Annotated in this window: 24 protein-coding genes; 10 read left to right on the forward strand and 14 right to left on the reverse strand. The window is 71.2% G+C overall.

The window, feature by feature from the left end:
* From CGQ25_RS03810 to CGQ25_RS03820, 3 genes are all read right to left on the reverse strand, one after another.
* Nucleotides 1-114 (reverse strand): leucine zipper domain-containing protein (locus CGQ25_RS03810; RefSeq protein ID WP_255405719.1); only part of this gene is annotated, 114 nt, incomplete at its 3' end.
* A gap of 104 nt (nt 115-218) precedes the next feature.
* The gene (locus CGQ25_RS03815) at nt 219-1,004 is read right to left on the reverse strand and encodes a potassium channel family protein (RefSeq protein ID WP_208711892.1); all 786 of its coding nucleotides are present in this window, start codon (nt 1,002-1,004) and stop codon (nt 219-221) included.
* A gap of 22 nt (nt 1,005-1,026) precedes the next feature.
* Nucleotides 1,027-1,344, reverse strand: a complete 318-nt coding sequence (locus CGQ25_RS03820) for an SHOCT domain-containing protein (RefSeq protein ID WP_208711893.1) — start codon at nt 1,342-1,344, stop codon at nt 1,027-1,029.
* Nucleotides 1,345-1,478: 134 nt separating this feature from the next.
* Here CGQ25_RS03820 and CGQ25_RS03825 point away from each other — a divergent pair, with 134 nt between their 5' ends.
* A complete protein-coding gene (locus CGQ25_RS03825; protein WP_208711894.1) occupies nt 1,479-2,834 on the forward strand; it encodes a phenylacetate--CoA ligase family protein in 1,356 nt (451 codons plus the stop codon).
* A 47-nt stretch (nt 2,835-2,881) separates the two neighbouring features.
* The gene (locus CGQ25_RS03830; protein WP_208711895.1) at nt 2,882-4,177 is read left to right on the forward strand and encodes a serine hydrolase; all 1,296 of its coding nucleotides are present in this window, start codon (nt 2,882-2,884) and stop codon (nt 4,175-4,177) included.
* Nucleotides 4,178-4,352: 175 nt separating this feature from the next.
* On the opposite strand, the gene CGQ25_RS03835 is transcribed toward CGQ25_RS03830, so the two are convergent.
* The 5 genes from CGQ25_RS03835 to CGQ25_RS03855 are packed head-to-tail and all read right to left on the reverse strand — an operon-like array spanning nt 4,353 to nt 9,078.
* Nucleotides 4,353-5,615, reverse strand: coding sequence for an ABC transporter substrate-binding protein (locus tag CGQ25_RS03835; protein ID WP_208711896.1), 1,263 nt, complete (start codon nt 5,613-5,615; stop codon nt 4,353-4,355).
* Complete coding sequence (locus CGQ25_RS03840; RefSeq protein ID WP_208711897.1) at nt 5,612-6,712, reverse strand: branched-chain amino acid ABC transporter permease; 1,101 nt, start codon at nt 6,710-6,712, stop codon at nt 5,612-5,614. The genes CGQ25_RS03835 and CGQ25_RS03840 overlap by 4 nt, the downstream gene beginning before the upstream one ends.
* The gene (locus CGQ25_RS03845) at nt 6,712-7,593 is read right to left on the reverse strand and encodes a branched-chain amino acid ABC transporter permease (RefSeq protein ID WP_208711898.1); all 882 of its coding nucleotides are present in this window, start codon (nt 7,591-7,593) and stop codon (nt 6,712-6,714) included. The genes CGQ25_RS03840 and CGQ25_RS03845 overlap by 1 nt, the downstream gene beginning before the upstream one ends.
* Nucleotides 7,594-7,598: 5 nt before the next feature.
* The gene (locus CGQ25_RS03850) at nt 7,599-8,309 is read right to left on the reverse strand and encodes an ABC transporter ATP-binding protein (RefSeq protein WP_208711899.1); all 711 of its coding nucleotides are present in this window, start codon (nt 8,307-8,309) and stop codon (nt 7,599-7,601) included.
* Nucleotides 8,296-9,078: an ABC transporter ATP-binding protein gene (locus tag CGQ25_RS03855; protein ID WP_208711900.1), complete on the reverse strand. Its 783-nt coding sequence runs from the start codon at nt 9,076-9,078 to the stop codon at nt 8,296-8,298. The genes CGQ25_RS03850 and CGQ25_RS03855 overlap by 14 nt, the downstream gene beginning before the upstream one ends.
* 181 nt (nt 9,079-9,259) lie before the next feature.
* Here CGQ25_RS03855 and CGQ25_RS03860 point away from each other — a divergent pair, with 181 nt between their 5' ends.
* A complete protein-coding gene (locus tag CGQ25_RS03860; RefSeq protein WP_208711901.1) occupies nt 9,260-9,931 on the forward strand; it encodes a GntR family transcriptional regulator in 672 nt (223 codons plus the stop codon).
* A 9-nt stretch (nt 9,932-9,940) separates the two neighbouring features.
* On the opposite strand, the gene CGQ25_RS03865 is transcribed toward CGQ25_RS03860, so the two are convergent.
* On the reverse strand, nt 9,941-11,365 hold the full coding sequence (locus tag CGQ25_RS03865; RefSeq protein ID WP_208711902.1) for an aminomethyltransferase family protein: 1,425 nt from the start codon (nt 11,363-11,365) through the stop codon (nt 9,941-9,943).
* Between the two features lie 136 nt (nt 11,366-11,501).
* Here CGQ25_RS03865 and CGQ25_RS03870 point away from each other — a divergent pair, with 136 nt between their 5' ends.
* The 7 genes from CGQ25_RS03870 to CGQ25_RS03900 all read left to right on the forward strand — a co-directional run bounded on the left by CGQ25_RS03870 (nt 11,502) and on the right by CGQ25_RS03900 (nt 19,770).
* Complete coding sequence (locus tag CGQ25_RS03870; protein WP_208711903.1) at nt 11,502-12,866, forward strand: aminomethyltransferase family protein; 1,365 nt, start codon at nt 11,502-11,504, stop codon at nt 12,864-12,866.
* Between the two features lie 89 nt (nt 12,867-12,955).
* Entirely contained in the window at nt 12,956-14,458 is a 1,503-nt protein-coding gene (locus CGQ25_RS03875; protein WP_208711904.1) for an aldehyde dehydrogenase family protein, read from the forward strand.
* 6 nt (nt 14,459-14,464) lie between these two features.
* The gene (locus tag CGQ25_RS03880; protein WP_208711905.1) at nt 14,465-15,730 is read left to right on the forward strand and encodes an MFS transporter; all 1,266 of its coding nucleotides are present in this window, start codon (nt 14,465-14,467) and stop codon (nt 15,728-15,730) included.
* Between the two features lie 151 nt (nt 15,731-15,881).
* Entirely contained in the window at nt 15,882-16,721 is an 840-nt protein-coding gene (locus CGQ25_RS03885; RefSeq protein WP_255405720.1) for a methylenetetrahydrofolate reductase, read from the forward strand.
* An 11-nt stretch (nt 16,722-16,732) separates the two neighbouring features.
* Nucleotides 16,733-17,605 (forward strand): formyltetrahydrofolate deformylase, encoded by an 873-nt coding sequence (purU, locus tag CGQ25_RS03890; RefSeq protein ID WP_208711907.1) that lies wholly within the window; start codon nt 16,733-16,735, stop codon nt 17,603-17,605.
* 56 nt (nt 17,606-17,661) lie between these two features.
* Nucleotides 17,662-19,074 carry an aminomethyltransferase family protein gene (locus tag CGQ25_RS03895; protein WP_208711908.1) on the forward strand — a complete coding sequence of 471 codons (1,413 nt, stop codon included), beginning with the start codon at nt 17,662-17,664 and terminating at the stop codon, nt 19,072-19,074.
* 72 nt (nt 19,075-19,146) lie between these two features.
* Nucleotides 19,147-19,770, forward strand: a complete 624-nt coding sequence (locus CGQ25_RS03900; protein WP_208711909.1) for a PadR family transcriptional regulator — start codon at nt 19,147-19,149, stop codon at nt 19,768-19,770.
* Nucleotides 19,771-19,819: 49 nt separating this feature from the next.
* Here the strand turns inward: CGQ25_RS03900 and hxlB are convergent, their stop codons facing one another.
* Genes hxlB through CGQ25_RS03925 form a run of 5 tightly spaced genes read right to left on the reverse strand, consistent with a single transcriptional unit; the run spans nt 19,820 to nt 24,066 of the window.
* Nucleotides 19,820-20,374, reverse strand: coding sequence for a 6-phospho-3-hexuloisomerase (gene hxlB / locus CGQ25_RS03905; protein ID WP_222703691.1), 555 nt, complete (start codon nt 20,372-20,374; stop codon nt 19,820-19,822).
* Complete coding sequence (locus CGQ25_RS03910) at nt 20,364-21,008, reverse strand: orotidine 5'-phosphate decarboxylase / HUMPS family protein (RefSeq protein WP_208711910.1); 645 nt, start codon at nt 21,006-21,008, stop codon at nt 20,364-20,366. Before CGQ25_RS03910 ends, hxlB begins: the two co-directional genes overlap by 11 nt.
* A gap of 10 nt (nt 21,009-21,018) precedes the next feature.
* Nucleotides 21,019-21,978 (reverse strand): sugar kinase, encoded by a 960-nt coding sequence (locus CGQ25_RS03915; protein WP_208711911.1) that lies wholly within the window; start codon nt 21,976-21,978, stop codon nt 21,019-21,021.
* Complete coding sequence (locus CGQ25_RS03920) at nt 21,975-22,739, reverse strand: fumarylacetoacetate hydrolase family protein (RefSeq protein ID WP_208711912.1); 765 nt, start codon at nt 22,737-22,739, stop codon at nt 21,975-21,977. The genes CGQ25_RS03915 and CGQ25_RS03920 overlap by 4 nt, the downstream gene beginning before the upstream one ends.
* A 4-nt stretch (nt 22,740-22,743) precedes the next feature.
* Entirely contained in the window at nt 22,744-24,066 is a 1,323-nt protein-coding gene (locus CGQ25_RS03925) for an MFS transporter (protein WP_208711913.1), read from the reverse strand.
* Between the last annotated feature and the right edge of the window lie 115 nt (nt 24,067-24,181).

Genomic DNA, 24,181 nt, shown 5'->3' on the forward strand with positions numbered 1-24,181 from the left:
CTTGCGCGAGACGCCCATCGCCGCGGCGATGTGGGCCTGCTTCCATCCAGCCTGATGCCGCTGGACGATCAGCCGGCGGCCATGGACAGTCAAACGGGCGCTACGGTGGAACACGAGAACCTCCGAGTTGGAGTGGGCCTTCGACAAGCCACATCCCACTCGGAGGTTCTCCCTTGTTCAACCAGACTCGCCGCTACCAACGTCCTGGCCGGGTACAGCTAGGACTGCTCGGGCGGGGCGACGCGGCTCGCGGCGTCGCGCGCCTGGAGGGCGGCGGTGAGCCGGGCGACCTGCTCGGTGAGGGCCTGGACCCGGGCCTCGAGGGACTCGTCGAGGGCCTCCACCTCCGCCTCGACCTCCTCGACCTCGGCCTCGACCTCGTCCAGCTCGGCGGCCGTGCGCGCGGACACGCTCTCCACGAGCCACGCGGCGATGGAGGCTGTGATGACGCCGAGCACCGCGATGCCCGAGACCATGAGCGCCGCCGCCACCAGCCGCCCGATCACCGTGATCGGGTAGTGGTCGCCGTAGCCGACCGTCGTGATCGTCTCGAGGGCCCACCAGATCGCGTCGCCGAAGCTGCGGATGTTGGCCCCGGGGATGTTCTGCTCGACGTCCTCGACCGTGAGCGCACCGCAGTAGGCGAGGGTCGCCGCGGCTGCGATGACGTATACGACGAGGCGCCCGCGGAGCGCGGAGCCCGCCTTGTTGTGGACGATCCGCAGGAAGGTCACGAGCCGCAGCGGGCGCAGGGCCGGCAGCGCGAGGATCGCCAGCTCGTGCAGGTTCCGGATGAACCAGCGCGCGCGGTGCGGGGCCAGCCACAGCTGCCCCGCGTAGTCCACGACGAACACCGCCCACGCCGCCCACAGGAAGGTCTCCGCCCAGAGGCCTTCCTCGGGATCCAGGTTCCCGATCACCTGCACGGAGTACGCGGCGAGGAACACGAAGGCGGCGGCGAGCGTGGGCCACTCAGTCAGCTTCCGCCATCGCTCCTGGGTCATCTATCGAAGGGTACCGCCGGAATCACGCCCCGCCACGGTGCTGCTGCTTCAGCACGTCGAGGCGTGCGCGGTACTCGGCCTCGTCGATCTCGCCGCGGGCGAAGCGGTCCGCGAGGACCTGCTCTGGTCCGGGACCGGGGTACTGCCCGGGAGGCATGCCGACCGGCATCGCCCCGCCGCCCCACCCCGGCTGTCCCCAGGCTCCCGAGCCCTGCCCGCCATGCCGGACGGAGCGGGCGAGGAACACGATGCCCGTGATGATGGCACCCCAGAACAGCAGGAAGCTCAGGATCATGAAGATCCAGCCCCACACGCCCATGTTGCCGTTCCAGTACATCATCGCGGCCACCTCCGATCGGTAGGGGACGCCGTCCGCGTCCCCTACCCGCAGTGTCCGCCCGCCCGGCACTCCTGCCCAGAGTCCACGGGCCCTACTTCTCCCGGGCCTGGGCCGCGGCGCCGTACGCTGATGCCATGGATGCCGCCCTGATGGCCCGGGTCCTCGCACTGCGCTTCCTGTGGCGCGCCCGCGACCGCTGGAGCGCCGAGCGGATCGCCGCCCACCGCGAGCGGGCCGTGGCCGCGGCGCGCCGCCACGCCGTCGAGCGCTCGCCGTTCTACCGCCGCCTCCACGCCGGGCTCGAGGACGCGCCCCTGACGGCGCTCCCGCCCGTGACCAAGGCGCAGCTCATGGAGCACTGGGACGACGCCGTCACGCGCCCCGGCCTGCGCCTCGCCGACGTCGAGGCGCATCTCGCCGACCTCGTGGAGCACGACGGCGACCCCGGACGCCCGTGGCGCGGGCGCTGGTGGGCCGCGGCCACCGCCGGCACGACCGGCCGCCGCGGCGTCTTCATCTGGGACCGCCGCGAATGGGCGACTGCGCTTGCCTCCTACTCGCGTCCCAACGACTGGGCCGGCATCAAGGCCGGCCCCCTGCACCCTCCGCGCATCGCCTTCGTCAGCTCGGCGCGCCCCACCCACGCCTCGGCACTGCTGGGAGCCACCCTGGGCGCAGTCACCCCGACCCTCCGGCTCGACGCCGGCGCGCCCCTGGCCGAGACCGTCGCCGCGCTGAACGGCTTCGCCCCGGACATCGTGGTGGCGTACGCGTCGGCACTGCGGCCCCTCGCGGCAGAGCAGGCGGCGGGGAAGCTGCGCATCTCCCCGAGCCAGATCACGAGTTCCTCCGAGGTGCTTTCCGCCCAGACGGCGCGCGACGTCGAACGCGCGTGGGGCATCCGGCCACTGGACTCCTATGCCGCCACCGAGACCGCGGCCATCGCGTCCGTCTGCACAGCCGGGCGGCGGCACCTCTACGAGGACCTCGTCATCGCCGAGTCCGTCGACGCCCGCAACCGGCCCGTGCCGCCGGGGACGCCGGGGGAGAAGCTCCTCGTCACCGTCCCGTTCGCGCGGACCCTCCCGCTCATCCGCTACGAGATGTCGGACCGGCTCGTGATCGACCGCCCGGGCTGCCCTTGCGGGCGCGCCTTCGCGATCGTCACGCGGGTCGACGGCAGGGCCGAGGACGTCCTCGAGGTGCCCCGCGTCCACGGAGCCGTGAGCGTCCACCCGATCGTGTTCGAGGACGCGCTCGAAGACCTGCCCACCACGGGGTGGCAGGTTGTCCAGCGCCGGGACGGGATCGACGTCCTCCTCGTGGGGCTCCCACCGGGGACGGAAACGGACGCGGTCCGCGCCCGAGTCGAGGCCGCGCTCGCCGCGGCGGGCGCCGCAGGGGTCCAGGTGCGCGTCGTGCCCGTCGCCGCGCTCGAGCGCACGGCCCTGGGCAAGGTTCCGCTCGTGCGCGGCCTGCCCCGCGCATGATCCCTGCGATACCCTGTGCCCGGGGAGAGGGGCCGGAACGGACAGCAATGACGCGCGCGCGTCCCCTCGCCACGGCCCCCGCCCTGGCCCCCGCGGCCGCCCTGGCAGCCGCAGCCCTGGCACTGGCGCTGGCAGGCTGCACCCCGGCGTCCACCGCCCCGGCGGCCTCGTCGTCGGCCGGTGCCAGCACCCCGACGGGCGGTGCGGAGGCCGGGAGCGGCGCGTCGCCGTCGTCGTCTGCCCCGGCGATCGCGAAGGTGGGCGACGACGAGATCCGCACCGCCTTCAACGACGCTGCGAAGGAGATGCAGGTCCCCGGCGCAGTCCTGCTCCTGAAGCGACCCGGCCAGCCGAACCTCGAGCTCGCGTACGGGACGCGGGAGCGCGGCGGCAGCGAGGCGGTGACGGTCGGGGACCACATCCGGGTCGGCTCCAACACCAAGACCTGGACCGGGACCGCCATCCTCCAGCTCGCGCAGGAGGGAAAGATCGGGCTCAAGGACCCGGTCTCGAAGTACCGCGACGGAGTGCCGAACGGGGACAGGATCACCATCGAGCAGCTGCTCGAGATGCGCTCGGGCCTCTACAACTACACCTTCGACCCGGACTGGAACCGGGCCGTCGACGCCGACCGGATGCGCGTGTGGAAGCCCGACGAGCTGCTGAAGGTGGCGTTCTCGCACGCGCCCACCTTCGACCCGGGCGCGAAGTGGGAGTACTCGAACACGAACACCGTGCTCCTCGGGACGATCGCGGAGAAGCTGGACGGCAAGCCGCTCGAGCAGATCTTCCGCGACAGGCTCTTCACCCCGCTCGGGCTGACCGAGACGCAGCTGCCGGCCCCGGACTCCTCGGCGATCGCGGCCCCGTTCGCGCGCGGCTACTCGTACGGGACGTTCGAGAGCACGATCGAGACCTCCCTCCTTCCGCCGGACCAGCTCGCCTCCGCCCGCGCCGGCACGCTCGTCCCGACGGACTACACGGAGGTGAACCCCTCGTGGGCGTGGGCCGCGGGATCGGGGATCTCGACCGCGCCCGAGCTCGCAACCTGGGTCGAAGCCCTCGGCTCGGGCAGGCTGCTCTCCGCGGACATGCAGCGCACCCGCATGGAGAGCATCCAGATGACCCAGCCCAACGCCGGCTACGGCATGAACATCGCGCAGTTCGGGGCGATGTACGGCCACACCGGGGAGCTCCCCGGCTACAACTCCTTCATGGGGTACGACCCGGCGAACAGGGTCACGCTCGTGACGTGGGCCAACCTCGCCCCGCTTCCGGACAACCGCGCCCCCGCGACCGAGCTCGCCAAGCTCGTGATCGGGAAGCTGTACCGGGCCTCCTGAGCGGGGCCCTTGACCGGGCCGGGAGGGGTTTGTAAAATCGAGTTACAAATTAACAGGCCGGCCCGGATATTCCCCAGCTGACGGGCCGGCCGCACTCTTCGGCCACGGCCACGCACGACGGCGGCGACGCACCCAGCGCGGGTGCGTCGCCGCCGTCGTGGGCAGTGCGGGCGGGTCAGCCGAACTTCTCCGAGGTCGCGTAGCCCTTGCCGTTGTACTTCTGGACGAGCACGGTCGAGATCGCGGGCTGGCCGTCCTTCGTCGTGTCCACCGAGGTCCCCTTGAGCATGAGCGGCGCCTCGAGGCCCTTGATGTTCCTCAGCGCCTTCATGAAGCTGTCGCGGGTCGGGTCGGTCATGCTCCCGAACGCCTTCTCGAGGGTGGCCCCGGCGATGTAGCTCCACATGCAGTGCGGGAACGCGGGGGCATCCGAGTAGCTTCCGTACTGCTTGAGGTCGGAGAGGAACTTGACCACGTCGTCGTCCTTCGCGAACTCAGGGCTCTGCGGCGCCTTCGCGAAGGCGACCGTGTACACGCCCGGGTACGCCGTGGCCCCGCCTGGCTGCAGGATCGCCGTGGGGCTGGACGTGTTGGAGGGCAGGAACCAGCTGGGCTTCCAGCCGATCTGCTGCGCCTTCTGCAGCGAGGCGATGACGAGCGGGGTGATCGACATGGCGTTGAAGAACACGTCGGCGCCCGTCGCGGCGAGCTGGGTGAGCTGCGCGTCCACGGACGTGTCCGTGGCCTCGTAGGTCTGCTCCCCGACGACCGTGATGTTCGAGCTGCCCTTGATCGCGTCCTTGAAGCCCTGGACGTAGCCCTTGCCGTAGTCGTCGTTCTGGGACAGGATCGCGACCTTGTGCGCTCCGCCGGACGCCGCGACGAGCTTGCCGAACGCCTCGCCCTCGTTCTGGTAGATCGGCACGAGGCCGAGCTGCCAGGGGCTCTGCTTCTGGTCGCTGAACAGCGGGTCACCCGTCATGACGAGGATCTGGGGGACCTTCTGGCTGATCGCGGCCTCGCGGAAGGCCCGGTTCGTCGGGGTGCCGAGGCCGATGCCCTCGGCGAAGACGTTGTCCGAGACCATCTGCTGGAAGTTTGCCAGCGACTTCTGCGGGTCGTAGCCGTCGTCGTAGGTCTTGATCTCGACCTTGCGGGTCTTGCCGTCGCCGAACTTGATGCCGCCCTCGGCGTTCTTCGCGCCGAAGTACGCCTTGGCGCCGGCGACCGTGCAGGTGCCCGGGCCGGCGGTGGCGCCGCTGAGCGGCGTCGTGATGCCGAGCGTGATGGTGGTGTCCGTGATGCCGGGGGAGGCCGCCGAGCCCCCGCCCCCGCCGCCCTCGTTCGCGCTTCCGCGGCAGCCTGCCAGCGAGAGCGCGAGGACCGACGCCACTGCGACGGCGCCGAGGACTCCAGGTGTCCTTCTTCGTTCCTTCATGACGGATCGTGCCTCTCTGTGCTGGCGGGTGCTGTGCGTGGGGGTGCTGTGCCTTCGGGTGCTGGGTTCTGCGGTGCCGGGTCCGGGGAAGCGTGGCTCGAGGGCGGTGTTCCGGCAGGGGCCGCCCGGGCCGGCTTCCGGCGGGTGATGCGCCGGAGCACGCGTGGGAGGCTCACGAGCCCCTCGGGCAGCAGGAACAGCACCGCGAGGAGGATCACGCCCTGGCTGACGGTGGTGAAGTTCGGGTCGATCGCGTTGGTGAACTGCGGGACGAAGACGTAGTACGCGCCGCCGATCAGCGAGCCGATGATGCTCCCCGCGCCGCCGATCACCATCGCCGCGAGGAGGCTGATCGAGTGCCCGAAGCTCAGCGTCTCCGGCGAGGTGTACTGCACGGCCGCGAGGTAGAGGAAGCCGCTCGCGCCGCCGTAGACCGAGGCGATGGTGAACGCGAGCACCTTGGTCCAGTACGGGGAGATGCCCATCGAGGCCGCGACCGCCTCGTTGTCCTTCACGACGGCGAACGCCCGCCCGTACTTCCCGCGCACGAGGGCTCGGGCGAGCAGGAATCCGGCCCCGGCCACGACGAGGATGATGTAGTACTGCCACTGGTCGTTGAACAGGCCCGACCAGTCTGGGGCGGTGGAGAAGATCGCCGAGATCCCCTGCGACCCGCCGGTGAACATGTCGAGCCGCTTGGCCAGGGGGACGCCGACGATCGGGAGGGCGATCGTGACCATCGCGATGGCCAGTCCGCCGAGGCGCGCCGCCGCCAGGGCGACGAGGAGCCCGACGATCCCGGCGATCACGCATGCGGCGATCAGGACGATCAGGATGTTCCAGCCCTGCTTGACACCGTAGGCGGTGACGTAGGCGCCCAGGCCCACGAAGAAGATCTGGCCCAGGTTCACCTGGCCGGCGTACCCCATGACGATGTTCAGGCCCAGGACGGCGACGGCGTACACGCCCACGCGCACGAGCGTCAGGTTGGTGATCGCGGGCAGGAAGAGCGGGGCGGCGAGGAGCACGATCACGACGACGGCAATGAGCCCGACGCGAGCCCATCGGTTCCCGAGGGCGGAGGAGAGCGTAGCCATCAGACTCGTACCACGACCTTCCGTCCGAACAGGCCCTGGGGCCTGAGCACGAGGATCACGAAGATGAGCACGAACGGCACCGCAATCTTCAGGTCGTGCCCGATGAGCGGGATGTACACGGCCACGAGGTTCTCGAGCACGCCGATCGCCCAGGCCGCGGCCACCGCCCCGACCGGGCTGTCGAGCCCGCCGAGGATGACGGCGGCGAGCGCGTAGACGAGCGCGCCGTCCAGCATCCCCGGGGTGAGGGTCAGCTGCGGTCCGACGAGGGCGCCTGCGATGGCCCCGAGCGCGGCGGCCAGGCCCCACCCGACCATGAGGAGCCGCCCGACCGGGAGCCCGGAGAGCGCGGACGACGCCGGGTTGTCGGCGACCGCGCGCAGGGCCAGCCCGAGCTTGGTCTTCATGAAGAGCAGCTGGAGGATTCCCATGATCGCGAGGATCGTGAGGGTCGTCGCGAGAGAGCGGAGGCTCACGACCGCGCCCAGGACCTCCACGCTCGTGAGCGGGAACAGCGACGGGAACTGGCGGTTGTTGTAGCCCCAGACCACGGCGATGACCCCTGTGACGAGCGTGAGCAGGCCGATCGTGGCGACGACGGCCGTGTCCGGGTCACCGCGCTCGAACCGGCGGATCAGGAAGCGCTCCACGAGCGCTCCGACCGCGAACGAGACCAGGACCGCTGCCAGGAGCGCCAGGATGAGCGGCAGCCCCGCCTCGAGGAAGGCGTAGGCGAGGTACGCGGACAGGACGGCCATGCCGCCCTGGGCGAAGTTGATGAGGCCCGTGGCCTGGTTGACCAGCACGATGGCGAGCGCGAGGGCGGCGTAGATCGAGCCCGTCGAGAGGCCGTCCACGGTGAGCTGGATGAAGGTGTCCACGCGGGTCAGCCCCCCAGGTAGGCGCGGCGGATCTCGTCCATGCCCTTGAGCTCGGCGGAGGTCCCGGTCAGCACGTTGCGCCCCGTTTCGAGGACCGTGGCGGTGTCGACGAGGGTGAAGGCGAGGTTGGCGTTCTGCTCGACGACGAGCATCGCGATGCCCGATTCGATGCGCAGGCGCCGGATGGCCTCGTACACGGTCTTGGCGGTTCCGGGGGCCAGCCCGAGGGAGGCTTCGTCGAGCAGCAGCAGCTTGGGCTTGGCCATGAACGCCCGCCCCACCGCGAGCATCTGCTGCTCCCCGCCGGAGAGCGCGGCGGCCCGGGAACCGATGCGCTCGCGGAGCTGAGGGAAGAGGTCGAGGCAGTAGTCGATGTCCGCGGAGATCTGCTTGCGGTCCTTGCGCATGTAGGCGCCGACGAGGAGGTTTTCCCGCACGGAGAGCTGCGACAGCGTCCCCCGCCCCTCGGGGACGTGGGCGATGCCGAGCGCCGCGACCTGGTCAGGACGGCGTCCGCGGATGTCGCGGCCGGCGAAACGGATCCGGCCGCCGGTCCTGACCGTCCCGCTGATGGCGCGCAGCGTCGTCGTCTTGCCCGCGCCGTTGGCGCCCAGGATGCCCACGGAGCCGTTCTCGGGCACGGTGAGGGAGACGCCGTCGAGCACCTGGACCGGGCCGTAGGAGGCGGTGACGCTGTCGAGTTCAAGCAGCGTCATCCGCGGCGTCCTTCCCGATGTAGGCCTCGATCACGCGCGGGTCGGACTGGGCCTGGCCGGCCGTGCCCTCCATGAGCTTGCTGCCGTGGTCCAGGACGACCACGCGGTCGGTGAGCGCGGAGATCAGCCCCATGTGGTGCTCGACGATGACGATCGTGATGTCCTGCTCGGCGCGGACCTGCCTGACGGTCTCGATGAGCTGCTCGACCTCGCCGTGGGAGAGCCCCGCGGCGGGCTCATCGAGCAGCAGCAGGGACGGCTTCGACAGGAGCGCGCGCCAGAGCTCGATGCCCTTGTGGAGCCCGTGGGAGAGCTCGTCAGCGGGCAGGTGGGCGGCCCAGCCGAGGCCAGCGCGCTCGAGCAGCTCGAGGGCCTCCGCGCGCATCGCGCGCTCGGCGCGGGTGGTGTTCGGCAGCGAGAGGGCCCACGAGACCGGGCCGCCCGGAAGCCGCAGGTGTCCGCCGAGGAGCACGTTCTCGAGGACGGTCGCCCTCAGCTGCAGCGCGGGGTGCTGGAAGGTGCGCGAGAGTCCGAGCCGTGCGAGCCGCGACGGGGCGCTGCCCACCACCTCGGTGCCGTCGATCGTGATCGAGCCGGAGCTCGGCTTGTAGTGCCCGCTGATGCAGTTGAACAGCGAGGTCTTGCCGGCCCCGTTGGGCCCGACCAGGCCGAAGATGCTCCCGGGCTCGACCTCGAAGCTCACGTCCTGGAGGACCTTGACGCCGCCGAAGTGCAGGCTGACGTCGCGAAGGGTCAGGCGTGCCGCCATCCCGCACCCCCTTCCGCGTCGTCGCCCTCGAAGAGCACGGCCGATGTGACTGGTGTCACTGACGCTACGGATCCGGAGACGAGATTGTCAACGATTTTGGATGAGTCTTAGGATGGCAGCCAATGCCGTCGCCTGCGTCGGGGCCGCCGCCCTGTCCGCCGAATCCGGGGAGTGAATGCACATGTCGTCAGCCGCGGAGAAGGCACCCGCTGCGGCGGTTGCCCCGGCGGGGGAGCGCGGCGTCGCAGACCTGATCCGCGACGCCATCATGCGCGGCGAGTACGCGCCGAACCAGCGGCTCATCGAGGCGGACCTGAGCGAGGCGTTCTCGGCGAGCCGGGCAACGGTGCGCACGGCGCTGCTCGAGCTCGCGGCCGAGGGCCTGATCGAGAGGCTGCCGAACCGTGGGGCACGGGTCCGGGCGGTGACGCTGGAGGAAGCCATCGAGATCATCGAGGTGCGGATCGGCGTCGAGGGACTGTGCGCGGCCAAGACGGCGTCGAGCCTGTCCGAGGCGGATGCGGAGGCCTTCGCGCGGCTCCGCGCGGACATGGTCGCATCCGTCGAGGAGGGCGACCTCGTGGAGTACGCGCGGCTGCACCAGCTGCTCGACCGGCGCGTCCGGGAGCTGGCCCATCACGGCACCGCCGCGGACGTGCTTGGGCGCCTGCACGCGCAGAGCGTCCGCCACCAGTTCAAGCTCTCGTCGCGTCCGGCGCGCGCCAAGGCCTCGGTGCTCGAGCACACCGCCATCATCGACGCCATCCTGGCCCGGGATCCCGGTGCCGCCGAGCAGGCGGTGCGCCGCCACCTGCTCAGCGTCATCGATGCGCTCCGGGAGCTTGCCGCCTGACCCCCGGCCTCAGCGGCTCCCGGCGCCGGCGGTCCTCCAGCCCCCGTGGTACTCGGTGCGGGCCGTCACCGAATAGGGCGCGGGGCTCACGACGGCACGCACGCTGATCTGCTCGTGCGGCTCCACCGTGGTCTTGCGGGACCCGCCGTCGGGCTCGCCCCACACCACGCGGACCTCGGCGCCGAGCGGGACATTGGGATCAACGGTGGCGAGCGAGAGCCCGCGCCGCTCGTTCGCGGTGACACCGGTGAAGAGCGAGAGGCCCACGACGGCGCCGTCGGCGTCGACCACCGAGTCGTAGTTGGACGAGCCGTAGTTGGCGTTGGGCACGTCGAAGAACTGGTAGCCCGGCCGGTCGCGGTCCAGGAACGAGGCCCAGATCTCCGCGAGGTCGTCGTCGTTCCACGCGAGCGTGACCTTGCGGCGCTGCGCAGCCGGGTCGAGCTTCTCGAGGGCGTCGCGGCCGATGAAGTCATGGTCGAACTTCACGAAGGACCCGTAGCCGAGCTCCCACGGGTTCAGGTAGTAGTCCTCGATGTCCCCGGACACGAAGGAGCCGGCGAGCGCGTTGATGGCCTCGTAGCTGTTCGCGGGCAGCCACTGCCGGTAGGCCCGCTCCGCCTCTCCTGTGTAGATCGCGGGCAGGGGGGAGGGGATCCAGCCCGACTCGAGGGTGTTCGAGGAGTAGGCCCGCGAGCCGCACGGCTCGATGCCGAACTCCGCGCCGGCCTCGAGGACCGCGTCGCGGATCGCGCCGTGCTGGGCGTAGGGACCCCAGATCTCGAGGCCCGGCGCCCCGGCCATGCCGTGGCGGAGCGTGCGGACCTGCTCGCCGGCGATCGTCATGTGGCCCATGTGGAAGAACTTCACCTTCTCGACCGGGCCGCCGGCGAGCTTCTCGATGATCTGCCACGCGTTGGGGCCCTGGATCTGGAAGCGGTAGTACGAGCGCGTGACGGCGGCGCCGTAGGGCCGCGAGGGGGAGCGGTCGTCGTAGGCGACCTCGACGTCGTAGCCGCCGGTCTCGGCGTGGAACTGGAGCCAGTTCGCCACGGGCGCCCGGCCGACGAACACGAAGTCCTGCTCCGCCTCGTGGAACAGGATCCCGTCCCCGATCACACCGCCGTTGGACGCGACCGGCACGAACTGCTTCGCCGTGTCCACGGGGAAGTTCGCGAAGCTGTTGATGCCCGTGTCCGAGAGGAGCCTGAGCGCATCCGGCCCCTTGAGGAAGAAGTTCACCATATGGTGCGACTGGTCGTAGAGGACCGCGGTCTCGCGCCAGGCCTTCTGCTCGCGCCGCCAGTTGGTGAACTCGGCGGGGACCACCGGGTAGATGTACGTGCCGAGCTGGGAGTTGCGCAGGAGCTCGACCGTTCCCTGCGGTGTGCCGGCCGCCGCATCGAGAACGTCCTGGAGGTTCTGGGGTGCCATCGTGCCGATCTCCTTCGGTTGACGCGATTGTGGACAATAATGTATTGGACTGCTTGACCTGAGGCCAGAGCGGTGGTTGTCTGGCACCACCCCCCGCCTCAGGGCGCCTGCCCTGCGCCGAAAGGAAGGGTCGACGATGACCTCCGAATCCCTCGCCCAGGCGATCGCCCGAGCCGGCAGCCCCGTCGAGCTCCTGCGAAACCAGAACTGGCCTGCCTTCACCTTCCCCGTGGCCCCCGAGTTCACGAACTGGCGCGACGAGATGCGCGCGTGGAACACGACGGTGGCGCTCATGGACCAGTCGCACCACATGACGCAGCTGTTCCTCTCCGGGGCGGACCTCATCCCGCTGCTGTCCTCGATCTCCCCGAACACGTTCGGCACGTTCCGGCAGGGTGTCGCGAAGCAGCTCATCGCCGTCAACCAGGACGGCTACCTCATCGGCGACGGCATCCTGTTCTACAACGCCGAGGGCCCCGAGGGCATCGTGCTCATCGGCCACCACCTCCTCATCGACTGGGTGCGCTTCAACGTCGAGAAGGCCGAGGCCGACGGGCGTGACGTCCGCTACCGCCTCGAGGCGAACTCGCACATGCGGCAGGGCCCGCCCACCTTCTACCGCTACGAGCTCCAGGGCCCCCGCGCGAACGAGGTCATGGAGAAGGTCTTCGCCGGGCCGATCCCGGAGATCAAGTTCTTCCACATCGGCGATGTCGAGATCGCCGGCCGGCCAGTGAAGGCGCTGCGCCACGGCATGGCCGGACAGCCCGGCTTCGAGTTCTACGGTCCGTGGGAGGACAACGAGGCCGTGCTCGAGGCGCTCATGGACGCGGGCGCCGAGTTCGAGATCCGCAGGGTCGGGGCGAAGGCGTACTCGGCCTCTCCGCTCGAGTCGGGCTGGGTCCCCACGCCGTTCCCGGCGATCTTCGACGAGGACCTCGCCGAGTACCGCGACTGGCTGCCGGCCGCGCGTGCCGGGTCCATCGGGGGCTCGCTGTACTCGGCCGACGTCCACGACTACTACATGACCCCATACGACATCGGCCTCGGCAAGTCGGTGCGCTTCGACCACGACTTCCACGGCCGTGCGGCCCTCGAACGGCACGCCGAGGACCAGCGCCGCCGCAAGGCCACGCTGATCTGGAACGCTGAGGACGTCGCCGCCGTCGTGCGCTCGCAGATGGAACCGGGGACGCCCGCCAAGTACCTCGACTTCCCCAAGGCCCGCTACGGGCTGTTCCAGATGGACGAGGTCCTCAAGGACGGCCAGCGGGTCGGGATCTCGACCGACGCCGGGTACGTCGCCTACGACCAGCTGTACATGTCCCTCGCCACGGTCGACACCCAGGTGCCGGACGGTGCCGAGGTCGAGGTGGTGTGGGGCGAGGACCCGGTTTCGCGCAAGGCAGCCGTCGACGCCGACCACCGCCAGGTGCGCATCCGCGCCACCGTGGCCCCCGCCCCGTACCACGAGTTCGCACGGACGGTGTACCGCGCATGAACTGCAGGCCTGGGGGATGAAGACGATCGAGACGTTCCACACGCACGGGACGCCGATCGCGCAGAAGTGACACCGTCAGGAGGCACACCATGACCGAGACACTCAGCACTGCCGCGCCGAAGGCGCCCGTCAGCACCGGCCTGTACATCGGCGGCCGCGAGCGCCAGGCCGCCGCGACGCTCGAGGTCCCCGACCCGGGGAAGCCGGGTACCGTCGTCGGGCACGCCGCAGCGGCGAGCGCCGCCGACGTCGACGACGCGATCGCCGCCGCGAAGGAAGCCTTCCCTGCGTGGTCCGCGCTGAGCGCGCAGGAACGCGCCGAGCACATGCGGGCGGCGATCGAGGGCATCGCCGAGGCCCGCGACGAGGACGCGGCGATCCTGTCCCAGGAGAACGGCAAGATCCGCATGGAGGCGTGGGTCGACTCGCTCGTGTTCGAGATCCGCTGGAACCTCGCCGTCGCCCTGGCGGACGAGGTCGACACCGGCAAGGTCCTGGACCCTGCCCCCGGCATCCCCGTCACGACCACGGTGAAGTACCAGCCGCTCGGCGTCGTCACCGTGATCGTGCCGTTCAACTGGCCCATCGCGATCCTCGGCGCGTCCCTGCCGCACGCCCTGATCGCCGGCAACACCGCCATCGTCAAGCCGCCGCCCTCGACCCCGCTCGCCACCACCCGCGTGGTCCAGCGCGTCGCCGAGAAGCTGCCCCCGGGAGTCCTGAACGTCGTCACGGGCAAGGACGCGGACATGTCCGCGCTCATCACGAGCCCGGACGTAGCGAAGGTCTGCTTCACCGGCAGCGTCGCGGGCGGGAAGCGCATCATGGAGATGGCCGCGAAGTCGCTCACCCGGGTCACCCTCGAGCTCGGCGGGAACGACGCCGCCGTCATGCTCGAGGACGCGATCGTCGATGACACCCACCTCGACCGGCTCTACGCGGCGATCTTCGACACGACCGGGCAGATCTGCATGAACGCCAAGCGCGTCTACGTGCACCGCTCCCGGCTCGACGAGGTGGTCGCCGGCCTCTCGGCGCGGCTCGAGAAGGCGGTGATCGGGTACGGGCTCGACGAGGGCACCACGATGGGGCCCCTCAACTCCTCCGCGCAGAAGGCCTTCGTCGCGGAGATCATCGAGGAGGCCAAGTCCTCCGGTGCGGACGTGCGCGAGTTCGGCACGCTGCCGACCGACCCGGAGCTGGCCGGCGGCAACTTCCTGCGCCCGGCGATCGTCGTGGACCCCGACCCGTCGCTGCGGGTCGTGACCCAGGAGCAGTTCGGCCCGGTGATTCCCGTGATCCCGTTCGACACCGAGGACGAGGCCATCCGCGCCGCGAACGACACGTGGGCCGGGCTCTGCGGGTCCGTCTGGACCGCGGACCCCGACGCCGCGAACCGCGTGGGCGGGCAGCTGGCGTGCGGCTACGTCTGGGTCAACGACCACGGCGCCACGAGGCTGGACCTGCGCGCCCCCTTCGGCGGCATGAAGCAGTCCGGCTTCGGCCGGGAGCAGGGGATCGAGGGCGTCCGCGCCTTCCAGGACACCCGCTCGATCGCCCACCTCGACCCGGACGCCCTCGCGGCCGGCTGAGCGTCCATGGGTCGCGAGGCGCGGGAGCAGGCACCGACCCGGGTGCGGCGCCCGCGCCTCGCGCTCCTGGCCGCGGTCCTGCTCGTCGCGGCGAACCTCCGCTCGCCGATCACCGGGGTCGGGCCGCTCCTGAACCAGATCGCGGCGGACCTGGGAACGACCGAAGCAGCGCTGGGGCTGCTCGCGGCCATCCCGCTCATCGCGTTCGCGGTGGTCTCCCCGCTCGCCCATGCCCTCAGCGCGCGGTTCGGCATGGGCCCGGTGGTGCTCGTCTCCCTCGTGGCCCTAGCCCTCGGCACGCTCTGGCGCTCGGTGCCCGGCGCCGAGGCGAACGTGTGGGCCGGCACGGTCCTGGTCGGCTCGGCCCTCGCCATCGCGAACGTGCTCCTGCCCGCCGTGATCAAGAGCGACTTCGCCGACCGCGTCCCTGCCGCCACTGCCGTCTTCACCGCGACGCTGAGCGGCTTCGGCGCGCTCGCCTCGGGCGTGGTGGTGCCGGTCTCGCACCTCGACGCCGGCCAGGGACCGCTCGGCTGGCGCTGGGCGCTCCTCGCCTCGGGTGCCCTCGTCCCGGTGGCGATCGCCGTCTGGGCCGGCGCCCACGGGCTGCGTCGCCGCGCGCCGTCGTCCGCCGCCGGCACTGGGGTGGCGCACGACGCCGCCCGGCTGCCCGCCGCGGTCCGCGTCCCCTCGCGCCTGGGGGTCTGGGGTGACGGGGTCGCGTGGCAGGTCCTCGCGTACATGGGTGTGCAGGCGATGACGTTCTACATGCTCGTCACCTGGCTCGCGCCGCTCTCGCTGAGCAACGGCAGGCCCGAGGTCGTGGCGGGCGCGGACGTCATGCTGCTGCAGGTCAGCTCGCTGGGCGGCTCGCTCGTCACCCCGTTCCTCCTGCGGGGCCGGCTCGCGCGGTGGGCACCCGCGCTGATCCCGGTGGTCGGGCTCGCGGCCATGGCGGGCCTCCTCGCCGTACCGGGCCTGTTCCTCGCGTGGGTGCTGCTGTTCGGGCTGTCCTCGGGCGCGTCGCTGGCCACCTCGTTCAGCCTGTTCAGCCTGCGCGCCGGGACCCCGGCCGTCGCGGCGCGGCTCTCGGGCATGGCCCAGTCCGGCGGCTACGCGATCGCCGCCGTGGGGCCCGTGGCGTTCGGCGGGCTGCTCACGGCCACGGGCGGGTGGCTCGTCCCCCTGCTGTTCGTGGTCCTCGTGCTGGGCGCGCAGCTCGCGGTGGGGCTCGCCGTCGGCCGCGAGCGGCACGTGCTGGCCGGCTCCTGACAGATACCTATAGACAGTCCCTATGTGCATAGGTAAAGTCGAAGGAGGCGCACCGCCGCGCCGCCGAAAGGAGTCCGGCACCGTGAGCAGAACCGCCCCCGCGAGGAACCGTTCAGCCTCGCTCCAGCTCGTCAACGGCTTCTCGCTCGAGATGACGGGCAAGGACGTGCCCGCCCTCCTCGAGGCGAAGGACCGCATCCCCGAGGGCACGAGGATCAACGTCACGTTCCTCGGCAACGAGGACCTCGAGATGCGCGTGGCCGCCGCGAAGGCGGTGCGGGACAGCGGCTTCATTCCCATCCCGCACATCTCCGCCCGCCGCCTCGCGTCCCAGGCCCAGCTCGAGGAGTTCCTCGGCCGCCTGCAGGAGGTCGGCGCCTCCGAGCACGTCTTCGCCGTGGGCGGCGACCCCGCCACCCCGGAAGGGCCCTACGAGGACTCCCTCTCCGTCATCGAGAGCGGCATCCTGCCCCGGTACGGGGTGAAGGAAGTGGGCATCGGAGGGTACCCCGAGGGCCATCCGGACATCCCGAAGCCGGTCCTCGCCAGCGCGCTCGAGGACAAGGCTGCGGCCCTCAAGCAGCAGGGACTCGGGGCCGTCATCATCACGCAGTTCGCCTTCGACATCGACCCTGTAGTCGCATGGATCGACGCCGTCCGCTCCCGCGGCATCGACGCGCCGGTCCGCGTCGGCACCCCGGGCCCAGCCGGCATCAAGCGGCTCCTCGGCTTCGCCCGCCGTTTCGGAGTGGGCGCCAATGCGATGATCGTGAAGAAGTACGGCTTCTCGCTCACCAACCTGATGGGCGACGCCGGCCCCGACCGCTTCGTCGACGACCTCGCCGCCGCGCTCGCCGCGCCGCCGCAGGGAGAGCCGGCACAGGAGAACGAGGCCGAGCGCCTCGGCGGGGTCGGGCTGCACTTCTACACGTTCGGCGGCCTCGGCGCGACCGCCGACTGGGTCCGGTCCTTCACGGCAGAGCGCAGCTGAGGGGACCGGCCATGGTCGTGCACACCGGGCCCCAGCGGGACCAGGCCTGCCTGATCGTCCACGGCCCGGACCGGCCGGGGATCGTCGCCGCCGTCGCGGCCCTCGTGACGCGCCACGAGGGCAACATCGTGAGCCTCGACCAGTACTCGACCGACCCCACGGGAGGAGACTTCTTCCAGCGGGTCGTCTTCGGCCGGCGCGACCTCGCCGTCGCGATGCCGGACATCCAGGCGGACCTTGCGCAGACCCTCGGGCCGATGGGCATGGAGTGGTCCGTCACCGACCGGTCCGTCCCGAAGCGGATGGCGATCATGGTCTCCACCTCGGACCACTGCCTCCTCGAACTCCTCTGGCGGCACCGCCGGGGGGAGCTGCCCGTGACCATCCCGATGGTCATCTCCAACCACACCAACACGGCCGAGGACGTCCGCTCCTTCGGCGTCCCGTTCTTCCACGTCCCGTCCGCGGGCGCGGACAAGTCGACCGCGGAGGCCGAGATCGTCAAGCTGCTCGCCGGGAACGTGGACTTCGTGGTCCTCGCGCGGTACATGCAGATCCTCTCGCCGGACTTCCTTGACGGCGTCGGCGTGCCCCTGATCAACATCCACCACTCGTTCCTGCCGGCGTTCATCGGCGCGGCGCCGTACCGCAAGGCCAAGGAACGCGGGGTCAAGCTCATCGGGGCCACCGCGCACTACGTGACCAAGGACCTCGACGAGGGGCCCATCATCGAGCAGGACGTGGCCCGCGCGACCCACGCCCATTCCGCCGCCGACCTGCAGGCGCGCGGCGCCTACGTCGAGCGCGCCGTGCTCTCCCGAGCCGTCGAGTGGCACGCCTCCGACCGGGTGATCCGGCACGGCAACCAGACCATCGTCTTCTAGACCACCGTCAGAACAGCACCGAACCAGCCCTACCGAGACAGAACGAGAGGTTCACCGTGGCACCCAAGAATCTGCAGGAAGTCCTCGACGCGTCGGGCAACACCGTCGAGCTCCTGCGCAACTCCCAGATCGGCTCCTACATCTACCCCGTGGTCCCGGCCGACTTCCAGAACTGGATCAAGGAGCAAAGGGCGTGGCGGGAGACCGCCGTGCTCTACGACCAGTCGCACCACATGGACAACCTGTTCATGCGCGGCTCGGACGCCATCAAGCTCATCACGGCCACGGCCATCAACTCGACCGCCAACTTCCCCGTGGACAAGGCCAAGCAGTACGTCCCGACCACCGCCTCCGGCCACGTGATCGGGGATGGCATCCTCTTCCGCGAGGCCGAGGACGAGTACGTCTACGTGGGACGCTCTCCCGCGGCGAACTGGCTCCTGTTCCACGGCGAGACCGGCGGCTACAGCAACCTGGACATCGAGGTGGACCGCCGCTCGCCGTCGCGCCCCTACGGGCACGCGGTCTCGCGCCGGTACTACCGCTTCCAGATCCAGGGCCCCAACGCCTGGCAGGTCATCGAGAAGCTCAACGGCGGCCCGCTCGAGCAGCTGAAGTTCTTCAACATGTCCACCATGACGATCGACGGCACCACCGTCCGAACGCTCCGGCACGGCATGGCCGGCGCACCGGGCCTGGAGATCTGGGGCCCGTACGAGGACCACGACCGGATCATGAACGCCATCGTGGAGGCAGGCGCGGAATTCGGCCTCGTGCCGGTCGGGTCCCGGGCCTACCCGTCGAACACGCTCGAGTCCGGGTGGATCCCGTCCCCGCTGCCCGCGATCTACACAGGGGAGGCGGAGCGGGCCTACCGCGAGTGGCTCCCGGCCGACGGCTACGAGGCCACCGCGACCCTGGCCGGCTCCTTCGTGTCGGAGAACATCGAGGACTACTACCTCACCCCGTGGGAGCTCGGCTACGGCTCCTTCGTGAAGTTCGACCACGACTTCATCGGCCGCGACGCCCTCGAGAAGGTCGACCCTGCGACCCAGCGCCGCAAGGTCACCCTGGCATGGAACGCCGAGGACCTGAGCAGGATCTTCTCCTCGCTGTTCGATGTCGACGGCCCGCACTACAAGTTCTTCGACCTCCCGCTGGCGAACTACGGCTCGGCGAACTACGACTCGGTGGTCGACGCCGACGGCACCGTCGTGGGCTTCTCGATGTTCACCGGCTACAGCGCGAACGAGCGCCGCGGCCTCTCGCTCGGCACGGTGGACGCGAACGTGCCCGAGGGGACGGAGCTCAAGGTGGTCTGGGGCGAGCCGAACGGCGGAAGCTCGAAGGCCGCCGTCGAGCCCCACGAGCAGATCGAGGTGCGCGCGGTCGTCAGTCCGGTGCCGTACTCGACGGTGGCGCGCGCAACGTACCACGGCGGCTGGCGGACGAACTACCAGCCCGCGTAAGGTTGTGGCCCCGGCACGGGGGAGCGGGCTTCCCCGTGCCGCAGGCCCACCCCCACGCCGAAGGAGACCGCCATGAGCCTGAAGTTCGCTCTGCTCGCGCTGCTCCGCGTCGGTCCGCTCTCGGGGTATGACCTGCAGAAGCAGTTCTCGCTGTCGGTCGGCCACGTGTGGCACGCGCCCGACTCGCAGATCTACCCGGAGCTGCGCAAGATGGAGGCCGAGGGCCTTATCGAGGGCGAGGAACAGGCGAGGGGCCAGCGCGGGACGCGCCGCGTGTACCACGTCACGGACGCGGGGGAGCGGGCCTTCGCCGCGTGGATCCGGACGCCGCTCGAGTACGCGCGCATCCGCGACCCGGCGCACCTCAAGGCGGCCTACCTCGAGAACGCGACCCCGGCCGCGGCGCGCGCCTTCTTCCGCGCGCACATCGAGCAGTGGGAGGCGGAGCTCGCCCAGTGGGAGGGCGAGCTCCGGCGGATTGCGGCCGTCGAGAACCCCATGCTCGTGCGCCGCCTCGCGGTCACGCCCGCCGAGGAGCAGGAGCGCACGATCGCCTTCAAGCGGTTCGCCTACGAGGGCCTCGTCGAGCGGGCCCGCGGCGAGATCGCGTGGGCGCAGCGTGGGCTCGGCCTCGTCGACAGCCTCTCCGGCACGGACGGCTCCTGGGCCGCCAGCGCGACGGTCGCCGAGGCGTAGCCGCGCTGCTCGGCGATGCTGCTCGTCGCGGTGGTACTCGTCGCTCGTGCTACTCCGTGTTGGCGTGGGCCGCCCGGGCCGCGTCGTTGTCGACCTGCCTCCGTTCTGCGAGGTCCAGGCACACCGCGTCCAGCGTGAGGTGGGTGGCCTGGTCGAACAGGCTCGAGAGCGGCTGGCGGCTGGGGGCCTCGCCCGGCCGCCGGTGCTTGGTGGCCGCGGGCAGGACCAGCCGCGTCGCCGCCAGCCGCGCGAGCGCGGACTCCGCATCCGAGGTGACCGCGTGGACCCGTGCCCCGGCAGCGACGGCGGCCTTCGCGACCTGGACGGTGTGGGCCGTGGTGCCGGATCCGGAGACCGCGACGAGGAGGTCGCCGCCGCGGAGGGCTGGGGTCGTCGTCTCGCCGACCACGTAGGCGGTCAGGCCCAGATGCATGAGACGCATCGCGAACGCCCTGCCCATGAGGCCGGAGCGGCCCTCGCCGGTGACGAAGACTCGCGGGGCCTCCTCGAGGGCGCGCACCGTCCCTTCGAGCTCGTCGCGGTCGACGCCGGCGAGGACGGGCTCCAGTTCGCGGGCGATCGTGGTCAAGGAATCATCGGCCACTGCGGGTCCTTTCGAGGCTGGTGAGGCGGCGGCGCAGCTCCTGCGCCGCGGCGAGCGGGTCGGCAGCGCCGGTGACGGCGCTGCCCACGATCACGCGCAGGCGCGGAATGCCTGCGAGGGCGGGCAGGTCGTCCGCGCCGAGCCCGCCGGCGAGCGCGAGCCTCCGGCCGGTGGCCCATGCGCCGAGCAGGCTGGCCGGCCCGTCCTGCGCGGACTGGACGTCCTTGGCCACGTGGGCGGCCAGGACGGCGTCGTCGGGCAGGTTCGCGGCCAGCTGCGTGCGCCGCCCCTCGGTGGTCGCCATGAGGTCGACGACCGTCTCGGCGCCGTAGTCTCCGGCGGTCCTGATGGCCTTCTCGAGGGTCGCGTCGTGGGCGACCGCGAGCACCGTCGCGGCCCCCGCTCCCGCGTCGAACGCCATGCCGAACTCGGTGGCGGCGTCGTCGGCCGTCTTCAGGTCCGCGAGGACGGGGGTGGGTCCGGCCGCGGCGACGATCTCACGGACCACGTCCATGCCGTGCGCCTTGATGAGCGAGGTTCCCACCTCGATGACGTCCGCCGAGGGGGCCAGCTCGCGGGCGAGGGCGAGCGCCCGTGCCCGGGGAAGGCGGTCGAGTGCTATCTGGAGCTCCAAGCGGGTCCTCCTAGGTGGTCGGGGCCATGGCGGCCGCGGCGGTGAACGCGTCGAGCCCTGCGCGCGTGGGCAGGCCGTCGCGGTCGCCGCGGTGGGTGGTGGCCAGGGCCCCCACGGCGCTCGCGCGCTCGAGGGCGGCCGCGTCGTCGAGCCCGTCGAGGTAGGCGCTGATGAGGCCCGCGGCGAATCCATCACCCGCCCCGACGGTGTCGACGACGCCGACCCGGAAGCCCGGGTGGTCGAGCCGGCCATGGGTGGTGTGCAGGGATGCCCCGGCGGCGCCGTCCTTGACCGCGACGCGCGAGGCGCCGAGGGTGAGGTAGAAGTCGGCGATGCCGTCCGCGCTGTCCCGGCCGGTGAGCAGCAGCCCTTCGGTCCGGCCCGGCAGCACCCAGTCGGCCGCGGCAGCGATGGCGTTCGTCGCCTCGACGAGCTCGGCCTCGCTGCTCCACAGGGTGGGCCGGATGTTCGGGTCGAAGGAGACCGTCGCCCCGTTGGCCCGCGCGATCTCGAGGGCGCGCACCGCGAAGGCGCGGGTGCTGGCGGAGAGCGCGAGCGGGATGCCGGTGAGGTGGAGGTGCCGGGCCGAGGCGATGCACGCGTCCGTCGCCTCGCTCGCGGTGAGCCGGCTGCCGGCGGAGCCCTTCCTGAAGTAGAACACCTCTGGGTCGCCGCCGAGGGCCAGTCCCTTGAGCTGGAAGCCGGTGGGGGCGGCGTCGTCGACCGTGGCCGCTCCCGTGTCCACGCCTTCGGCGCGGAGCGTGGCGAGGGCGTAGCTGCCGAAGGGGTCTGCCCCCACCCTCCCGATCCATCCGGACCGGTGCCCGAGCCGGGCCAGGCCGACGGCGACGTTGGTCTCCGCCCCGGCCAGTCCCCGCTCGAAGGCGGCCACCTCGTGGAGAGGCCCGGGCTCGCAGGCCATGAACATGGCCATGGCCTCACCGAACGTGACGGCGTCCAGGGCGCTCATGCCGCGGCCCCCTGCCGTGCGTGCCAGGCCTCCACCGGGTTGCCGAGCTCCCCGAGGCCGCCGATGCGCACGCCGACGGCGTCCCCGGCTCGCAGGGGGGCCTCGGGGCCGGGGGCCCCGGTCAGGACGAGGTCGCCCGGACCCAGCGGCATGAGCCGGGCCACGTAGGCCAGGATCTCGCCGGGGTCGCGGGCGAGGCCGGCGGTCGAGGCGCGGCTCGCCTCGACGCCGTTGACCGTCACCGTGACCTGGAGGTCGGCCGCGTCCAGCCCGGTCTCGATCCACGGCCCCACCGGGGTGAACGTGTGCCTGCTCTTGGCTGCGGTCCACAGCGGGTCGTCGCGCTGGGCGCTCCGGTCGGTGACGTCGTTGGCCACGGTGAGGCCGAGGACGCACGAGAGCAGGTCCGCCGGGCGCACCCCCGTGGTCTCCCGGCCGATCACCAGGGCGAGCTCGCCCTCGGCGACGGTCCGGCCGGCGTCGTCCGGGAGGCGCACGGCGGCGCCCGGGCCGACCACGGAGCGCGCGGCCTTCAGGAAGGCGGCCGGGGGGAGCGCCCTGTCGGCCGCGCCGGTGTTGTGTGCCATGCCGACCACCGTGCGGGGCTCGGCCGGGGCGAGCAGCCGCGCTGCCGCGGGGGAGATCCTCGTCCCGGTGTGGCGGGGCCGGGGTGCGAAGGGGTCGGCCAGTTCGGCGAACTCCTCGCCCTCCCAGCTGGCGTAGCTGGTGCCGCCGGCGTGGGCGATCCTGCAGATGCGCATCGGCTCAGGACTCCGCCGTGCGGAGCGCGGACCGGGACGGCTTCGCGGTGCGCGGGCGGACGAGCGGGATGAGCACCGCGGATCCCGCGAGGCTGACCGCCATGAGCAGGAACGAGGCGCTGCTCGATCCGGTGGCGCCGTCGAGCCAGCCCACGAGGTAGGACCCGGCGAATCCGCCGAGGGCGCCCAGGGAGTTGACGAGAGCAATCGCCGGACCGGCGACGTCGCGGGGCATGAGCTCCGGGATCGCGGCGAAGAACGGCCCGTACGGGGCGTACATCGCGGCGCCCGCGACCACCAGCAGGACGAAGGCCGCCCAGAAGTTCGAGGGCCCGATGAGGTAGGAGCCGTAGAAGGCCACCGCGCTGAGTGCGAGCCACGGCCAGACGTACCGGTTGCGGTGGCCCGAGAGGTCCGAGAGGCGGCTGTTGACGACCATGAGGATCACCGCGAAGACGTAGGGGATGGCGGAGATGAGCCCTGTCATCCCGATGCCCTCGCCGCTCGCTGCCTTCACGATCGAGGGGAGCCAGAAGACGAAGCCGTAGACGCCGAGGCTCCACAGGAAGTACTGCACCGACAGGATGACGACGTTTCGGGACCGCAGCGCGCTCCACAGCGAGGCGGCCGGGGTCATCGAGCGCTGCTCGGCGTCCAGTGCGTCCTCGACGTAGCTGCGCTCGTCCTTGCTGAGCCAGCGCGCCTGGTGCGGGTGGTCGGCGACGAGCGCCCGGAAGACGAAGGCCCACACGATGGCCGGAACACCCTCGATGATGAACATCCACCGCCACGACGTCGCCTCGACGAGGTAGCCGGACACCGCGGTCAGCCAGAGGACGGTGACCGGGTTGCCGAGGATGAGATAGGTGTTGGCCCGGCCCCGTTCGGCCTTCGTGAACCAGTGGCTCAGGAAGATCACCATGGCGGGCAGGACGGCGGCCTCGACGACGCCGAGGAGGAACCGCACCACCATGAGCCAGACGACGTCGGAGACCACGCCCTGCAGGGACGCGAGGACGCCCCAGGCGATGAGGCTCCAGAAGATCAGGGTCCGCGCGCTGCGCCGCTCGGCGTAGACGCCGGCAGGGACCTGGAACAGGAAGTAGCCGAGGAAGAACAGGGCGCCCAGGAGGGCCGAGACGCCGGCGTCCAGGTTCAGGTCGGTCTTCAGGCCGCCGGCGACGCCGATGGAGTAGTTCGAGCGGTCCAGGTACGCGAGCGAGTACGTGACGAAGGCTATCGGGAGGAGCCGTGCCCAGCGGGCCCGTCCCGGAGACGCTGCGACCGCACGGGCCGGCCCGTGGCTGGTTGCGGAGTGGTGGGTCATGAGATCACCTCAGTGTGATGTTCCATATAATGGAATGGCTTGTCGCCACCCGGAATCAAGTGTGCGCCTCGGTGGGGGTGGCGCACAAGGGGGAGCGACCGACTTTTTCCTCCTA

Source organism: Sinomonas sp. R1AF57 (assembly GCF_002224485.1).
GTDB lineage: Bacteria > Actinomycetota > Actinomycetes > Actinomycetales > Micrococcaceae > Sinomonas > Sinomonas flava.

What these genes read in the sequence shown, in the direction of transcription:
- CGQ25_RS03815 (WP_208711892.1), bottom strand. Translation starts at nt 1,004, where the DNA reads ATGACCCAGGAGCGATGGCGGAAGCTGACTGAGTGGCCCACGCTCGCC.
- CGQ25_RS03820 (WP_208711893.1), bottom strand. Translation starts at nt 1,344, where the DNA reads ATGATGTACTGGAACGGCAACATGGGCGTGTGGGGCTGGATCTTCATG.
- CGQ25_RS03825 (WP_208711894.1), top strand. Translation starts at nt 1,479, where the DNA reads ATGGATGCCGCCCTGATGGCCCGGGTCCTCGCACTGCGCTTCCTGTGG.
- CGQ25_RS03830 (WP_208711895.1), top strand. Translation starts at nt 2,882, where the DNA reads ATGACGCGCGCGCGTCCCCTCGCCACGGCCCCCGCCCTGGCCCCCGCG.
- CGQ25_RS03835 (WP_208711896.1), bottom strand. Translation starts at nt 5,615, where the DNA reads ATGAAGGAACGAAGAAGGACACCTGGAGTCCTCGGCGCCGTCGCAGTG.
- CGQ25_RS03840 (WP_208711897.1), bottom strand. Translation starts at nt 6,712, where the DNA reads ATGGCTACGCTCTCCTCCGCCCTCGGGAACCGATGGGCTCGCGTCGGG.
- CGQ25_RS03850 (WP_208711899.1), bottom strand. Translation starts at nt 8,309, where the DNA reads ATGACGCTGCTTGAACTCGACAGCGTCACCGCCTCCTACGGCCCGGTC.
- CGQ25_RS03855 (WP_208711900.1), bottom strand. Translation starts at nt 9,078, where the DNA reads ATGGCGGCACGCCTGACCCTTCGCGACGTCAGCCTGCACTTCGGCGGC.
- CGQ25_RS03860 (WP_208711901.1), top strand. Translation starts at nt 9,260, where the DNA reads ATGTCGTCAGCCGCGGAGAAGGCACCCGCTGCGGCGGTTGCCCCGGCG.
- CGQ25_RS03865 (WP_208711902.1), bottom strand. Translation starts at nt 11,365, where the DNA reads ATGGCACCCCAGAACCTCCAGGACGTTCTCGATGCGGCGGCCGGCACA.
- CGQ25_RS03870 (WP_208711903.1), top strand. Translation starts at nt 11,502, where the DNA reads ATGACCTCCGAATCCCTCGCCCAGGCGATCGCCCGAGCCGGCAGCCCC.
- CGQ25_RS03875 (WP_208711904.1), top strand. Translation starts at nt 12,956, where the DNA reads ATGACCGAGACACTCAGCACTGCCGCGCCGAAGGCGCCCGTCAGCACC.
- CGQ25_RS03880 (WP_208711905.1), top strand. Translation starts at nt 14,465, where the DNA reads ATGGGTCGCGAGGCGCGGGAGCAGGCACCGACCCGGGTGCGGCGCCCG.
- CGQ25_RS03885 (WP_255405720.1), top strand. Translation starts at nt 15,882, where the DNA reads ATGACGGGCAAGGACGTGCCCGCCCTCCTCGAGGCGAAGGACCGCATC.
- purU (WP_208711907.1), top strand. Translation starts at nt 16,733, where the DNA reads ATGGTCGTGCACACCGGGCCCCAGCGGGACCAGGCCTGCCTGATCGTC.
- CGQ25_RS03900 (WP_208711909.1), top strand. Translation starts at nt 19,147, where the DNA reads ATGAGCCTGAAGTTCGCTCTGCTCGCGCTGCTCCGCGTCGGTCCGCTC.
- CGQ25_RS03915 (WP_208711911.1), bottom strand. Translation starts at nt 21,978, where the DNA reads ATGAGCGCCCTGGACGCCGTCACGTTCGGTGAGGCCATGGCCATGTTC.
- CGQ25_RS03920 (WP_208711912.1), bottom strand. Translation starts at nt 22,739, where the DNA reads ATGCGCATCTGCAGGATCGCCCACGCCGGCGGCACCAGCTACGCCAGC.
- CGQ25_RS03925 (WP_208711913.1), bottom strand. Translation starts at nt 24,066, where the DNA reads ATGACCCACCACTCCGCAACCAGCCACGGGCCGGCCCGTGCGGTCGCA.